This is a genomic window from Micrococcus sp. HOU01, from assembly GCF_035609305.1.
GTDB classification, from domain to species: domain Bacteria; phylum Actinomycetota; class Actinomycetes; order Actinomycetales; family Micrococcaceae; genus Micrococcus; species Micrococcus luteus.
Genome location: NZ_CP141211.1, coordinates 689,837 through 704,641, shown reverse-complemented (window position 1 = coordinate 704,641; position 14,805 = coordinate 689,837). Strand labels below are relative to the sequence as shown.

General features: G+C 72.8%; 13 protein-coding genes. 8 read left to right on the top strand and 5 right to left on the bottom strand.

Annotated elements, in window-relative coordinates; genetic code table 11:
* The first annotated feature begins 25 nt into the window (after positions 1-25).
* Entirely contained in the window at positions 26-295 is a 270-nt protein-coding gene (locus SOY78_RS03280) for a hypothetical protein (RefSeq protein WP_324701787.1), read from the top strand.
* A 42-nt stretch (positions 296-337) separates the two neighbouring features.
* Here the strand turns inward: SOY78_RS03280 and SOY78_RS03275 are convergent, their stop codons facing one another.
* Positions 338-967 (bottom strand): response regulator, encoded by a 630-nt coding sequence (locus SOY78_RS03275; RefSeq protein WP_020624423.1) that lies wholly within the window; start codon positions 965-967, stop codon positions 338-340.
* A complete protein-coding gene (locus SOY78_RS03270) occupies positions 964-2,340 on the bottom strand; it encodes a sensor histidine kinase (RefSeq protein ID WP_324701786.1) in 1,377 nt (458 codons plus the stop codon). Before SOY78_RS03270 ends, SOY78_RS03275 begins: the two co-directional genes overlap by 4 nt.
* 178 nt (positions 2,341-2,518) lie before the next feature.
* On the opposite strand from SOY78_RS03270, the gene SOY78_RS03265 reads away from it, so the two are divergent.
* Positions 2,519-3,670 (top strand): ABC transporter permease, encoded by a 1,152-nt coding sequence (locus SOY78_RS03265; protein ID WP_182488335.1) that lies wholly within the window; start codon positions 2,519-2,521, stop codon positions 3,668-3,670.
* 79 nt (positions 3,671-3,749) lie between these two features.
* The gene (locus SOY78_RS03260; protein ID WP_324701785.1) at positions 3,750-4,547 is read left to right on the top strand and encodes an ABC transporter ATP-binding protein; all 798 of its coding nucleotides are present in this window, start codon (positions 3,750-3,752) and stop codon (positions 4,545-4,547) included.
* Between the two features lie 20 nt (positions 4,548-4,567).
* Here the strand turns inward: SOY78_RS03260 and SOY78_RS03255 are convergent, their stop codons facing one another.
* The gene (locus SOY78_RS03255; RefSeq protein WP_182488333.1) at positions 4,568-6,934 is read right to left on the bottom strand and encodes a DUF262 domain-containing protein; all 2,367 of its coding nucleotides are present in this window, start codon (positions 6,932-6,934) and stop codon (positions 4,568-4,570) included.
* Positions 6,931-8,649, bottom strand: a complete 1,719-nt coding sequence (locus SOY78_RS03250) for a DUF262 domain-containing protein (protein WP_182488332.1) — start codon at positions 8,647-8,649, stop codon at positions 6,931-6,933. Before SOY78_RS03250 ends, SOY78_RS03255 begins: the two co-directional genes overlap by 4 nt.
* Before the next feature lie 122 nt (positions 8,650-8,771).
* Between SOY78_RS03250 and SOY78_RS03245 the strand changes: the two genes are divergently transcribed.
* The 5 genes from SOY78_RS03245 to purM all read left to right on the top strand — a co-directional run bounded on the left by SOY78_RS03245 (position 8,772) and on the right by purM (position 13,553).
* Complete coding sequence (locus tag SOY78_RS03245; RefSeq protein WP_182488331.1) at positions 8,772-9,842, top strand: asparaginase; 1,071 nt, start codon at positions 8,772-8,774, stop codon at positions 9,840-9,842.
* On the top strand, positions 9,839-10,240 hold the full coding sequence (locus tag SOY78_RS03240; protein ID WP_041103967.1) for a sterol carrier family protein: 402 nt from the start codon (positions 9,839-9,841) through the stop codon (positions 10,238-10,240). The genes SOY78_RS03245 and SOY78_RS03240 overlap by 4 nt, the downstream gene beginning before the upstream one ends.
* A gap of 141 nt (positions 10,241-10,381) precedes the next feature.
* A complete protein-coding gene (locus tag SOY78_RS03235) occupies positions 10,382-10,789 on the top strand; it encodes a hypothetical protein (protein ID WP_324701784.1) in 408 nt (135 codons plus the stop codon).
* Positions 10,786-12,399 (top strand): amidophosphoribosyltransferase, encoded by a 1,614-nt coding sequence (purF, locus tag SOY78_RS03230; RefSeq protein WP_036382238.1) that lies wholly within the window; start codon positions 10,786-10,788, stop codon positions 12,397-12,399. Before SOY78_RS03235 ends, purF begins: the two co-directional genes overlap by 4 nt.
* Entirely contained in the window at positions 12,396-13,553 is a 1,158-nt protein-coding gene (purM, locus tag SOY78_RS03225; protein WP_036382236.1) for a phosphoribosylformylglycinamidine cyclo-ligase, read from the top strand. The genes purF and purM overlap by 4 nt, the downstream gene beginning before the upstream one ends.
* A 67-nt stretch (positions 13,554-13,620) precedes the next feature.
* Here the strand turns inward: purM and SOY78_RS03220 are convergent, their stop codons facing one another.
* Complete coding sequence (locus tag SOY78_RS03220; protein ID WP_041103965.1) at positions 13,621-14,610, bottom strand: hypothetical protein; 990 nt, start codon at positions 14,608-14,610, stop codon at positions 13,621-13,623.
* Positions 14,611-14,805 lie beyond the last annotated feature (195 nt).

Below are 14,805 nucleotides of genomic sequence, written 5' to 3'. Positions count from 1 at the left end.
GCCCGTGGCCCCTACGGTGGAGCGCATGACGATGCCTCCCCTCCACCACGGTCAGCCCGGCGACGACGGTGACCCCCGTGACCCACGCCACCGGCCCGGTGCGGGGCTGGGACCCGGGCTGCGCACGGCCTGGACGTTCGTCGGCGTGATGTTCACGTGCGCCCTGATCGTCTTCTGGACGCTGCGGGGGCTCGGCGTCGAGCGCGGCGACCTCAGCCTGCCCGCCGCGCTCGGCGTGCTGGCGCTGGCGGCCGTCGCCGCGGCGGTGATCACCCGGTACGTGCGGCGCCGCTGAGCGGGGCTGGGCCCTCCAGGGTCGGCCGCCCCGGCCTGTCCGTCAGCGGATGATGCGCCGTCGCCGGGCCTCGTCGACGGCGCGGGTGCGGTTGTCCACGCCGAGCTTCTGGAAGATGTGCACCAGGTGCGTCTTCACGGTGGCCTCGGAGATGAACAGCTCCTTCGCGGCCACCTTGTTCGTGGCGCCCCGCGCGATCAGCTCGAGCAGCTGGATCTCCCGCTCGGACAGCACCTCGGAGCCGCCGGACATGCGCCCCATCAGCGTGGCCGCGACCTGCGGGGCCAGCGCCTTGCGTCCCGCCGCCGCCTGCCGCACCGCCGAGGCGATCTCCTCGCTCGGGGCGTCCTTGAGCAGGTAGCCGGCGGCGCCCGCGTTCACGGCCGCCAGGATGTCCGCCTCGGTGTCGAAGGTCGTCAGGATCAGCACCTGCACCCCCGGCCACCGCTCCCGCACCGCGCGGGTGGCGGTCACGCCGTCCATGCCCGCACCCATCTGCAGGTCCATCAGCACGACGTCCACCGCGGGCTCGCCCGCCTCCAGGACGCCGATCGCCTCCGCCCCGTCGGCGGCCTCGGCCACCACGCTCAGGTCCGGGTGTGCCTCGACGACGGCCCGCACCCCCGCCCGCACCACGGGGTGGTCGTCCACCAGCATCACGCGCACGCTCATGCGGTCTCCTCGCTCTCGGTCTGCTCGGGATCAGCGCTCCGGCCGGCCCCGGCGGCGGCCAGCGGCACCCGCAGCGCCACCACGGTGCCCTCGCCGGGGGCCGACTCGACGGTGGCCTCGCCGCCCACCGCAGCGAGACGCTCGCGCACGCTCGCCAGTCCCACGCCGGTCCCCGCCCCCGGGTCGGCGCCGGAGGCTCCGGCCCGGGTGCGGGCCGCGACGACGGCCGGGTCGAACCCCGCGCCGTCGTCGGCCACGTCCACCGTCAGCTCGTCGCCGAGGTAGCCCAGCGTGACGCGGGCGCGATGGGCGCCCGCGTGGGCGCCGACGTTCGCCAGGGAGGCCTGCACGGCTCGCAGCACGGCGGTCTCCACGGCCTCGGCGACCGCGACCGGCTCGCCCACGACCTCGACGTCCGCGGCCACGGGCGTCCCCGCGGCGGCCTGCCGGTCGGCGAACCCGGCGACCGCGCGCTCGAGCGCCTCGACGAGGGACGGGGCCCCGGTGCCGCGCAGGTCGCGGACGAAGCGGCGGGACTCGGCGAGATTCTCGGCGGCCGTGGCGCGCACGGTCTCCATGCGCTGCCGGGCCAGGGCGGGGTCGGCGGCGTCGAGCGCGTCCTGGGCCGCGCGTGAGACCAGCACGATCGAGGCCAGCCCCTGGGTGAGGGTGTCGTGGATCTCGCGGGCGAGCCGCTCCCGCTCGGCGCTCACCCCCGCCCGGTGCTCGGTGCGCGCGAGCTCGGCCTGCGCGGCGCGCAGCTGCTCGGCCACGGCACGCTGGCGCTCGGACTCGGCGTGCAGGGCGCGGTACGCCCCGGAGAGCACGACGGCCACGGCGGCGCCCACCAGCGGGCCGATCACGGCCGGCACCCGCACGCCGCCGGCGCCCGCCGCCATCCCGGCCACCACGACGGCGGCCATCGCCACCACCAGGGCGGGCCCGACCACGTGGCGCACCCACGCCTGCCGGGTCACCCGGTCGACCACGTGCAGGACGACGAAGAAGAGGGGGAAGGCGACCCACGCGAAGTCGCCGTGGTGGGCCACGAGCAGGCCCCACAGCAGCAGCACCAGGGCCAGCCAGGCGACCGCCGGACCGCGGCCGACGTCGTCGCCCCGGGCCCACCGGCGCCGCTCCAGCACGGTCCCGGCCAGGTAGACGCCCGCCAGCGCGGCGGTCAGCAGCACCAGGGTGGTGGCCGGGAACGGACCGGACGCCTCCGGGGACCGGTCCGCGAGCGCGCGCGCCAGCCCCACGGTGAGCAGCGCGGCGAACGTGACGTGCAGGGCCACGCGCAGGCCGGCGAGCACGGCGGTGGTGCCGGTCTCGGTGGGCGCGGGGGGCACGGCGGCGCGGGGTGCGACGGACATGGCTCCACCCTAGGGCGCGCCCCGGACGCGACAACGGCCCGATGCCCCGGGGCCGCGCCGCCGGGATCACCCATTCGGTTGACCGAGTCCAACCGCCGTGGGCGATGTGGCGACCCCTCCCCGCGCGAGACCGTGGAGGCAACCTCAGGACAGACCTCGTCAGGAAAGGACGCGCCCCGTGTTCCTCGCACTCCGCGACCTCCGCTTCGCCACCGGACGGTTCGCCCTCATGGGCTCCGTGGTGGCCCTCATCAGCCTGCTGCTCGTCATGCTCTCCGGCCTCACGGCCGGCCTGGGCGGGCAGAACACCGCCGCGATCGACCGCCTCGGCGAGCAGGGCGTGCAGCGTCTGGCCTTCGGCGGCGCGGCGGACCAGGAGCCCACCGCGTCGTTCACCCAGTCCGAGTTCACCGTGGCCCAGCGCGACGCGTGGGCGGCCACGGACGGCGTGGCCTCCGTCGAGCCGCTCGGCGTGAGCCAGGGTCGGGCCATCGGCCTCGAGCACCCCGTGGACACAGACCCGCAGGGTCGCGCGGACGTGTCCGGCGAGCCCACCACCGGCGTGGCCACCACCGCGTTCATCGGTCTCACCCCGGGCGGCTCCGACGCGCCGGCCGGCGTCGAGCCCGGGCAGATCGTGCTCAGCCAGGACGTGGCCGACTCCCTCCACGCCCAAACGGGTGACGCCGTCGCGGTCTCCGGCTCCGTCTACACCGTGGCCGACGTCGTGCCGACCGAGTACTACTCCCACTCCCCCGTGACGTGGCTGGCGCTCGAGGACTGGAACGCCATCTCGCACACCGCCGACGACGCGGTGCTCGGCACCGCCGGCCTGGTGCGCTTCGCCGCCGACGCCGATCTCGATGCCGTGGCCGCCGCCGGCGACCACGCCGCGGGCACCGTCGCCGAGACCGTGAAGGGCTCCTACGCCGCCCTGCCCAGCTACCGGTCCGAGAACGGCTCCCTGATGACCATGCAGGGCTTCCTGTACGGCATCTCGGCGCTCGTGGTGATCGCGTTCCTGTCCATCTGGACGGTGCAGCGCACCCGCGACATCGCGGTGCTCAAGGCCCTCGGCGGCTCGAACGGCTGGGTGCTGAAGGACTCGCTCGCGCAGGCCGCGTTCGTGCTCGTCGGCGGCGTGGCCGTGGGCACCGGGCTGGCCACCGTGATCGGCGCGTTCGCGGGGCGGGCCGTCCCGTTCGAGCTCTCGTGGGCCACCACCGCGGTGCCCGCCGCCGGGGTCCTCGTGCTCGGCATGCTCGCCGCCGTCGTGGCGGTCTACCGCGTCACCCGGATCGACCCGCTGGTCGCCCTCGGCGGCAACTGACCGCCCCGACGACGGCGCCGCCCGGCGCCGTCGTCCCCCTCGGCTCCGCCTCGCCCCCGCTTGGAGAAAGGACCTCCCCATGACCACCCTCACCGCCCCGCAGGCCGACCTCGACGCCCTCCGCACCCCGGCCGCCGCGGCCGCCCACCGCGTCGCCGGCGAGCGCCCTGTCGCCGCGTCCGACGCCACCCCCGCGCTGTCCGTGCGCGACCTCGTGCTGGAGTACCCGGACGGCGAGCGCGGCGTTCTGCGCGCCCTGGACGAGGTGAGCCTGGACCTGCTCCCCGGCACCTTCACCGCGATGGTCGGCCCGTCCGGCTCGGGCAAGTCCTCCCTGCTGGCGGTGGCCGCGGGCCTCGTGACGCCCACCTCCGGCAGCGTGTCCGTGGCCGGTCGCGAGATGGCCGGGCTGTCCCGGAAGGAGCGCACCGCGCTGCGCGGCCAGGAGATCGGCATGATCTTCCAGCAGCCGAACCTCATCCCGTCCCTCACCGCGGCCGAGCAGCTCGAGCTGACCGTGCACCTGGACCGCGACGCCACCCGCGCCGACCGCAGGGCCGCCAAGGCCCGGGCCCTGGAGCTGCTCGAGCGTGTGGATCTGGCCGACCAGGCCGGCAAGCGCCCGCACCAGCTCTCGGGCGGCCAGCGGCAGCGCGTGAACATCGTGCGCGCGCTCATGGTCTCCCCGACGCTGCTGCTCGTGGACGAGCCCACCTCCGCGCTGGACCGTGAGCGCTCGGCCGCCGTCGTAGACCTGCTGGGCACGCTGACCCGCGAGGAGCAGGTGGCGACGCTCATGGTCACGCACAACCACGAGTTCCTCTCCGCCACGGACCGCACCCTGACCATGGTGGACGGGCGGCTCTCCGCGGAGTGAGCCGGTGAAGGAGAATCCTGTCAGTCACCGCCCATGGCCGAGAGGCGGGAGATCACGTCGACGATGAGGGCGACGCGGTCCACCGAGTCCACGACTCGACCTCCTGGCAGGACCTGGAAGGGCACAGGGACACCCAGGGCTCCCTCGTCCGGGGCGGGGTTCTCCCCTCGTCTGGTGAGCGGCCGCTGGAGCTGGACGACGGACTCCGGCCTGAGCCGGGACGGCTCGTCCAAATCAATCTGGAGCCCCGCGTCCCGGACCCGGATTCGGCCGGCTCCGGGAACCTCCAGCCACCTGGGGCCCGACGCATAGCCTGTGAACCACGGTTCACCCTCCGGGAAGGGCCAGTCCGGGACCGAGGCCAGCGCAGCGCTGAGGTATGCGTCGCGATAGTTGCTGTTGAGCTGAGTACGCCTCAGGGCGCAGACCTGATACTCGCTGCCGTCCTCGAGCTCGAACAGGCCGGACTCGCCCCTTCGCATCGCGGGATAGCGCGCCAGATAGTCATGGAGTCGCAGTCGGCCGTCGGCCACAGCCCGCTCCCACCTCGCCTCGGCAACGGACATGAGTCTCTTCCCGATATCGTCGCCGTTGGCCGCGTCGATCTCGTCGAGGACCTCCCCCATGGCCTCACGCAGGTTCGCAGTGTCGTCCCGCGATGCATATTGGAACAGTTCGCGCCACACTGCGGCCCGCCCCTGAGCGGAGGTCCCGCCTCGACGGCGTGATCCGCGGCGCCACAGGTCCATCGTCTCGAAGCCGACGGCCAAGAGAGCACCGTGGAATTCTTCGACGGCATCGGGATCGAAGCATCGAATGAACGCCTCGGCACGCCGCGGAAGGGTGCTCGGGTCCAGGTCGAACGCCGTAAGTGAGCCACGGAGGAGCGGATGGTTCTCAAGCCGCACCACGGTCGGCTCGATGTGAGGGCACTCCCTGAGCAGACGCCGTTTCGCCAGCTCGTCCTGCCGGTCCGCATCCCATCCGAGCATCGTGGCTTCGGACAGGTCGCCGGAGCGGACGAACTCCTCCACCTCTCGGAGGAGCTGAGGGAACTCCTCGGCACGGTTCTCTCGCTGGCCCAGCAGGTTCCGTAGGACTCGTATGCGGTCCGGGAATGACCCGGTCTTCTCCCCCCGGTGTACGAGGACTGCGTGGAGCATGAGCGTGTCCGCGATGGACACCGCCCGATCACCTCGGGCTCGGGTCTCCCAGCTTCGATAGCGGCGACAGACCGTGTGGAAGAGGTCCTCGTCGCCGTCTGTCACGAAGAGTCTGACGCGGTCGTCGACGTCGTCCGATGTCGTGAACATCCGCCTGAAGAAGGAACCGGGGTCCTCATCCGACCAGGTGTCGAAGAGGTGGAAGAGGTACTCACGGTGCCGTTCCGCATCAGGACTGTCGACCAGGACCTGACGCAGGCGGTCGTCCAGCCGTGTGCCGACGGCGGCGGTCTCGCGGCCCGTCGGGTAGCCGCTCACGGCATCGCGCCAACGGCAGATGTCATGGACGAACTCGAGGAGCCGGACGAACTCGTCGTCGATCAGCTCGTCGTCGCCCCGGTAGACCCACAGGAGGTCGCTCCAGGCCCCATCGGACTTGTCGGCGAACTCCCCGGCCCGACCGGACGGCTCGAGCATTCGTTGAAGGACGGCCTTGACGTTCTCGAACTCCGTGAGCGGCTTCCCCCGTGAGTTCATCTTGATGTACAACTCGTCGCCCTGCAGATCGCCGAGTTCATGGCCCGCGTCCCCTTCTCTCCCGATCTGGAGGAGCCGGAACGAGACAGCGGGAGAGTCCCGCCGTGCCAGGCGTCGCCAGACGTCCGCGGCAGGCAGCCCCAGCAGCCGGGCCTCGATCTCCTCGAGGACCACGAGCATCGACTGGACGGTGGCGTCGTGACGCCAGGCATGGAGATGCCAGGGCTGGTCCTCGATCCACTGTCGAAGTCCCGGGCCCCCTCCCCATTCGAGGTCGGCTCCGTGCCGGGCGATTCGATGAGTGAACATGCGAGCCGAGTCGCGGGTGTCATAGCCGAAGTCCGCCCACGCAGACTCCTGTGTCAATTCGCCGGCGCGGACGGCCGCCACCCAGTGCAGGAGGAACAGGGCCGTCAGCCGTTGTTGACCGTCAAGAGGGGACAGGACGCCGTCACGGACCGAGCCGTAGACGAAATCCAGCGAGACGGGGCCCGTCAGACCGGTCGCTGCACCACAGACCGAATCGAGGAAGTCCTGACGGATCCGTGTCGCCACGGGGTCCCGCCGCCCCTGCGCGTAGTCGCGCTGGATCTGAGGGATGACGACGGCCCGGAGGCCGGCACCCCCATCGGTGACAGCGTCGAAGAGGGCCAGGTAGCTCAGGGGCGCGGTGGCGGGATGGGTCATGAGGCCTCCTCCGCGAGATACGGGCGCAACGTGGTCCGGATGGTCGCGAGGTACTCTTGGCGGTCGTTCGGACCCCACAGGTGGGGCCTCGCGTCAGAGCTGTACGCCTTCAGGAAGACGTTCCGAGTCGCGGGCGGGATGAACGCGCCTTCCCGCTCGAGGGTGAGCAGGCGATGGCGCTTGACGCCGAAGAGCGCATTGCTCAAGGCGCTGTTCGCGGACTGGCTGAGCAGTGCGAGGTTCTCGAGCGTGTGGACGTCGGTCGCGCCCAAGAGCTCCACCACTCGGTCCTCCAGCTGTTCGAACTCGCGTCTGCGGAGTTCCGCGCTGTCCAGAGCGACACCGATGTCTTCCACCAGCCTGGCGGCGGCCGCGTGGCCCAACTCGTCTCGACGACGCGCGACTTCATCGGCGTGCTCGAGAAGCCATTGGCGCCACTGTTCCTGTCGGACCAGCCCCTCGGCGTTCTGCGCGTCGATGTGCTCCACCGACCAGGCCGTCCTGGCATGGGCGGCGAACGGGTAACGCGCCGTCTCGTCCGCCGCACGCCGCACGGTCTCGATGTTGAAGAGCAACAGCACCCGCTCCACCGAGGTGCCCCTACCGCCGTATTTGAGATCCGCCAGCCCGTCCGTCGTCACACCGATGCGTTGCCTGATCATCGCCTCGACGAGGCGTCGCACCTCAGATCGAGGGCGTCCCGCCATGGTCGCGACCAGCTCGGCGAGGGAGGTTCCCGTCGTCGTCAGGAACCCGATCTGGTGGTAGAAGTCGCGGTCCTCGAACCAGTCGACAACTCGACTGTGAAGATCCAGGACCTCATCCCAGAATCCGTCAGGTGTCGCCGCGATGCGGTGCCGCAATCGCTCGAACGTCGTGAACCGGGCGGTCACCGGGTCCGCATCGTCGGTCACGGCACTGTCCATGACTGCCATTGCGTCCAGCAGCAATTCGAGGTGCGCCGCCTGGGTCGGACGCCCACCGCTCACGAAGGCCCAGCGCGCTGGGTCCCGGAGATCAACTTCGATCGCGTCCCACTGTCGAGCCGCCACCGCCGCCCGACCGCCGGCTGGGGAAGACGCCGTCGTCTCGTCCATTCCCCGGAGCCCGGTCAGGACCGCCGCCTTCACGAGCTCCGCACTGGTCAGCGGTATCCGACCCATGTTGAGTCGACGGAAGAGCTCCAGGGCGTCCTCTTCTGGGGGGATCTCGTACCAGATCACCTTCACCCGCTCGCCCAGACGCTGATAGACGTCGATGGCGCTGAGCAACGGGTTCGGCCGGTTCTCGAACCATTTCCTGATCGCCTGCTCGGCCCGAGCCATGTGGAAGAAGTCGATGTTCCGGCCTGCCTCTGTCAGCGCAGGGTCCCGAAGGAACTCTGCGCTCCCGGGACGTGTCTCATAGGAGAGGGTGTAGGGCACGTCGTCCGCCGCGGGGAGGAACTTCCGGGCGATGTGCTGCAGCAGAAGGAAGAGCGTCGTCAGCCGTTGCTGACCGTCGACGACCTCGAAACGATCGTCCTCACTCCGTCGGACGACGATGGGCTGGAGGTAGTAGGCCGGCCCGTCGAAACCGCTGACGTCGAACAGGAGTTGGTTCACTTCGACCTCCGTCCACCGGTAGCCGCGCTGATAGGCCGGGATCGTGAATGCGCCCGAAATCTGTGTGATGGTGCGCGACTCGAACACGACGCCGGGAGGGGTGAGAGCCATAGGGCGAGGCTACCGTCGCCTCCTCTCACCCTCCACGCGACCAGCCCCCGCGACCCCCGATGACAAGACCGCGCCGGCCCCGGACGCCCGGCGCGTCCGGGGTCCTCGCTACCCTGGACGGCATGACCCACGCCACCGTCGCCCCCGCGGGTGAGACCTTCGCCCTGTCCGACGCCGTCGAGCTCGTGGAGACCGTCCGCAACGGCTTCGTCGAGTCCCGGACGGCGGGCGCCGCCGTCGTGACCGGCCCCGACGGGCGGGTGCTGGCCGGGCTCGGCCCCGCGGACGCGCTGATCTACCCGCGCTCCACGCTGAAGCCGTTCCAGGCCGTCGCGTCGCTGCGCCACGGGGCGGCGCTGGAGGGTGAGGCCCTGTCCATCGCGTGCGGCTCGCACCGGGGCACGCTCCGGCACCAGGCGCTGGCCGAGCGCATGCTCGCGGACGCCGGCCTCGACGCGTCCGCCCTGCGGTGCCCGCCGGCCTGGCCCGCGGACACCTCCGAGGTGGTCGCCCAGGTCCGCCGCGACGGCGAGGCCGCCGCCACCCCGCTGGCCTTCAACTGCTCCGGCAAGCACGCCGGCTTCCTCGCGGCGTGCGCGGCGTCCGGGCACGACGTCGCCACGTACCTCGACCCGGCGCACCCGCTGCAGCGCGAGGTGGACGCGGTGATCGCCGAGTACTGCGGCGAGCCGGTGGCCCACACCGGTGTGGACGGCTGCGGCGCCCCCGCCGCCGTCGTCTCGCTGGCGGGCCTGGCCCGCGGCATCGGGCGGGTCGCCGCGGCGCCCGGCCGCGCCGACGCGGACCCGCACGCGGCCGCCGTCGCCACGGCGATGCTCGAGCACCCGTGGGCCGTCCACGGGGAGACGAGCTCCAACACCGTGGTGATGCGCGAGCTCGGCCTGCTCGCCAAGGCGGGCGCGGACGGCGTGCTCGTCATGGCCGCGCCGGACGGCACGGCCGTGGCCGTCAAGGCGCTCGACGGCGGCACGCGGGCCGGCGACCTGGTCGCGCTCGCGCTGCTGGCCCGGTTCGCCCCGGACCACGTGGACCGGGCGACGCTGCCGGACGTGCTGGCCGCCGTCGTGCCCCCGGTGCTCGGTCGGGGGGAGCCGGTCGGCGAGATCCGCCTGGCCGCGCCGGTGCGGGACCTCGTGGGGGACGTCCTGCCGGCCTTCGAGGCGCGGGCGTGACCACCGGTTCCGTGCCCCGCCGCCGGGTGCCCGTCGTCGAGGGTCATGCGGCGCTGCTGTCGTGGGCGCGCGCCCACGCGGAGGACCCCGCGGCGGCCGCCGCGCTGCCGCGCCCCACGCGGGCCATGGCGGTGCGCTTCGCGCTCGAGGAGCTCGCGACCCGCGTGCCCGGGAACTCGGTGGAGGTGCGCGTGCCGCCCTTCGGCGTCGCCCAGTGCCTCCCCGGGCCCCGGCACACACGCGGCACCCCGCCCAACGTCGTGGAGATGGACGCCGTGACATGGCTGTCCCTGGCGACGGGGCTGACGACCTGGGAGGATGCGACGGCGTCCGGGGGCGTGCGCGCCTCGGGCGTGCGGGCCGACCTCGGCGCGCACCTGCCGCTCGTGCGGCCGTGAGCGAGGGGTGTCCGGCAGTCCTCTCGGCGGCACCGACCGTTCGAACGGCGGCACCGTTCTTCGTCGCGGTATGCCGCTGTGCCGATCCCGCCGCGGGCACGCGCGACTGGCCCCAGCGGCCGACTCGATAGACTGGCGCGCATGACCTCCGCCCCCGAGCCGACCCCCGATCAGCGCGCCTACACCGTCCGTCGCGCCCCCCGGCTGACCGCGGTGCTTGCGGTGGCGCTCGCGCTCGGCCTGCTGATCGCCCTCGTGATCACCACCGCGGTCCATGCCTCCCCCACCCCGCCCGCGGACCCGTACTCCGGCATCCCGCTCTCCTTCTCGGAGACGTTCGGCTTCGCGGCCCTGCTGAGCATGCTGGGCACCGGCGTGCTCGGACTGGTCGTGTGGCTGCTGCTGGACCGCCGCTCCCGGTCGACCGCGCGCACCGTGGTCCTCGAGCGCACCGACAACCCGGCCATGGCGGACGTCCGCCTGGACCGCGTGGACGCGGGCACCCCGCCCGCCCGCACCACGCCCACCGAAAGGACCCCCGAGCAGTGATCGCACCGCGCACCCGACGAGGCGACGGCCGCCTGACCGCCGCCCTCGACCCCCAGGACCAGGGGCCGCAGGACGAATGCGGCGTGTTCGGCGTGTGGGCGCCGGGCGAGGAGGTCGCGAAGCTGGCCTATTACGGCCTCTACGCGCTCCAGCACCGCGGCCAGGAGTCCGCGGGCATCGCCGTCTCGGACGGCGGGCGCATCGCCGTCTACAAGGACATCGGCCTGGTCTCCCAGGTGTTCGACGAGGCCACGCTCACCGCGCTGAGCGGCCACATCGCCGTCGGCCACTGCCGCTACTCCACCACCGGCGTGAACAAGTGGGCCAACGCCCAGCCCACCCTGGGCGCCACCGCCGACGACGGCACGGTCGCCCTGGCGCACAACGGCAACCTCGTGAACTCCGCCGAGCTGCTGCGCATGGTGCACGCCGAGGAGGGCCGCCACACCCACGGTGAGATGAAGCAGGGCAACACCACGGACACCGCCCTGGTCACGGCCCTGTTGCACGGCGCCCCCGGGCACCGCCTCGAGGAGACCGCCCTCGAGCTGCTGCCGAAGATCCGCGGCGCCTACTGCTTCGTGTTCATGGACGAGCGCACCCTCTACGCCGCCCGCGACCCGCAGGGCGTGCGCCCGCTCGTGCTCGGCCGCCTCGAGCGCGGCTGGGTGGTGGCCTCCGAGCAGTCGGCCCTTGCCACCGTCGGCGCCTCGTTCATCCGGGAGGTCGAGCCCGGTGAGATGATCGCGATCGACGACGAGGGCATCCGCTCCACCCGCTTCGCCGAGTCGAAGCCGGCCGGCTGCGTGTTCGAGTACGTCTACCTCGCCCGGCCGGACGCCACGATCGCCGGGCGCTCCGTGTACGAGTCCCGCGTGGAGATGGGCCGCCGCCTCGCGCTCGAGCAGCCGGTCGAGGCCGACGTCGTGATCCCCGTGCCCGAGTCCGGCACGCCCGCCGCCGTGGGCTACGCGGACGCCTCGGGCCTGCCGTTCCGCCAGGGCTTCGTGAAGAACGCCTACGTGGGCCGCACCTTCATCCAGCCGTCCCAGACGCTGCGCCAGCTCGGCATCCGCCTCAAGCTCAACGTCCAGTCCACCGTGGTGGCCGGCAAGCGCGTCGTGGTGGTGGACGACTCGATCGTGCGCGGCAACACCCAGCGCGCCGTCGTGCGGATGCTCAGAGAGGCCGGCGCCGCCGAGGTGCACGTGAAGATCTCCTCCCCTCCCGTGAAGTGGCCCTGCTTCTACGGCATCGACTTCGCCACCCGCGCCGAACTCATCGCCAACGGCGCCGCGGTGGACCAGATCGCCGCGTCCATCGGCGCCGACTCGCTGGCCTACATCAGCGAGGAGGGCATGATCGAGGCCACCGGGCAGCCGCGCGAGCGCCTGTGCACCGCCTGCTTCACCGGCGACTACCCGATCCCACTGGCCGACGAGGGCGAACGCGGCAAGGGCCTGCTGGAGCCGGTCGCCGTGTCGCCCGCGTCCACCGTGATGCTGGACGAGGACGGCGAGACCACCACCGTGACCGCCACGGGCTGCGAGCCCGGCCCGGACGCCGACGACGAGAAGCTGCTCACCGAGACGGACAGGATCCCGCTGTGACCCCGAACCAGACCCCCTCCTCCGCCGCCCCGATCACCTACGCCTCGGCCGGCGTCGACGTGGAGGCCGGCGACCGCGCCGTCGAGCTGATGAAGGACGCCGTGAAGGCCACCCACACCCCCGAGGTCATGGGCGGCATCGGCGGCTTCGCCGGCATGTGGGACGCCTCCGCGCTGCTGCAGTACCGCAAGCCGCTGCTGACCACGTCCACGGACGGCGTCGGCACGAAGGTGGCGATCGCGCAGGCGATGGACAAGCACGACACCATCGGCCAGGACCTCGTGGGCATGGTCGTGGACGACATCGTGGTGGTCGGCGCCCAGCCCCTGTTCATGACCGACTACATCGCATGCGGCAGGGTCGTGCCCGAGCGCATCGCGGACATCGTGCGCGGCGTGGCCGAGGGCTGCCGCCTGGCCGACACCGCGCTCGTGGGCGGCGAGACCGCCGAGCACCCGGGCCTGCTGGCCGCGGACGAGTACGACGTGGCGGGCGCGGCCACCGGCGTGGTCGAGGCGGACATGGTCCTGGGCGCGGAGCGGGTGCAGTCCGGCGACGTCGTGATCGGCATGGCCTCCTCCGGCATCCACTCGAACGGCTACTCGCTCGTGCGCCGCGTGGTGAACACCGCGGGCTGGTCCCTCGACCGCGAGGTCACCGAGCTCGGCCGCACCCTCGGCGAGGAGCTGCTCGAGCCGACCCGCATCTACTCCCGCGCCTGCCTCGACCTGGTGCAGCGCCTCAACGGCCACGACGGCGGCTCGGACCTGCCGGTGCGCGCGTTCAGCCACGTGACCGGCGGCGGCCTGGCCGCGAACCTGGCGCGCGTGCTCCCGCAGGGCCTCATGGCGACCGTCGAGCGCGACACCTGGTCCCTGCCGCCCGTGTTCCGTCTGGTGGGCGAGCTCGGCCGCGTCCCGCAGTCCGACCTCGAGCGCACCCTCAACCTCGGCGTGGGCATGGTGGCCGTGGTGGACCCGGAGGTGGCCGCGAAGTCGACCTCCGTGCTCGTGGACGCCGGCATCGACGCGTGGGAGATGGGCACCATCGGCGCCCTCACCGACGACGCGGCGGCCGCAGGCCTGGACTTCGTGCAGGGCGCCAAGGGCGTCGACGGCGGCGCCGTGCTGATGCGCGGCCAGTACGCCGCCTGACCCCCACGGGGCGTTTTCGTTCGGGAAACGGCGGCCTCCGGAGCGTTTTCGTTTGGGAAACGGCGGTTCACGACGCGAAGATCCGCCCGCCGAGCCGGGCCCGGTGCGCCTGCACCTCGGCGACGACGCGCCGGAAGTCGTCCCGCGCGTCGTCCACCGTGGCCCAGACCTGCGTCCAGCCCGCGCGCGCCCACCCCTCGTCCCTCCACGCGTCCACGGCGAGCTGCGCCGGGTCGAGGTGGTGGCCGCCGTCGTAGTGGACCAGCAAGCGCCACTGCCGCCACCCCAGATCCGCGTCCGGCGACCGGGCCCGGCCCGGGTGCAGCACCAGCTGGAGCTCCGGCTCGGGCAGGCCGGCGTGGAGCAGGGCCAGTCGCAGGGCTGTCTCCTGCGGGGAGTCCGCGCCCACCCGCACCAGCTCGAGGGCGGCACGGGCGGTGCGCACTCCCTTGAACCGCCCGGCACGCAGGAGCGCGGACCGCAGGGCCGCCGTCGTGGTCCGTGGTGAGCGGCGCCCCTCCGGCGACCAGGGCCGGTGGACGAGGGCGTCCCCGGCCACCACGACGGGCTCGAGCATGCCTGGACGGAGCAGTGCGGCCAGATCCGCCCAGGATCGCTCCAGGCTCGTCAGGCGGATCCCGTGAAGGACGGTGACGTCCGCGGCCGGGACGAGGCGGGCATGCGAGGTGATCTCCGGTCGGACGCTCGCCCCGCGCGGGTGCGGCCGTGACACGTGCACCGTGCCGTCCTCCGCCAGGAACGGCGGCAGCGGCACGCGGTGCAGGAGCAGCGCCGTGAGGTGGGAGGCCACTCCCCCGCTCGCCTCCACGATCGCGGCCGTCTCCTCCGGCGCGAAGGGAGCGGGGGCCTCGGCGTAGCCGAGCTCCGCCCACGAGCCGAGGTGGTCAGACCGGAGCCGATGGACCCCATGCGTCACGCGCCGCACATCACCGCCGCGGACCAGTCGCTCCGAGACCCCGGCCGCGCGCAGGTCGCCACGGGTGAACGGCCGGCCGGTCTCGACGATGTCCGACAAAGGCTGAGATGACGTGGCCATGCCCGTGACGATGGCTCAACCCGGCCGACCCCGCCCGCTCAGGAGCACCCACCGTGGACGACGACGTCGGCGGCGCCACCTGTGCAGGAGTCGTGCGTGGCCCCGGGCCACCCGGTGTCCACACCCCCGGCGCCCGCCATTTCCCGAACGAAAGCACCCCGGCGCCCGCCGTTTCCCGAACGAAAACGCCGGCGG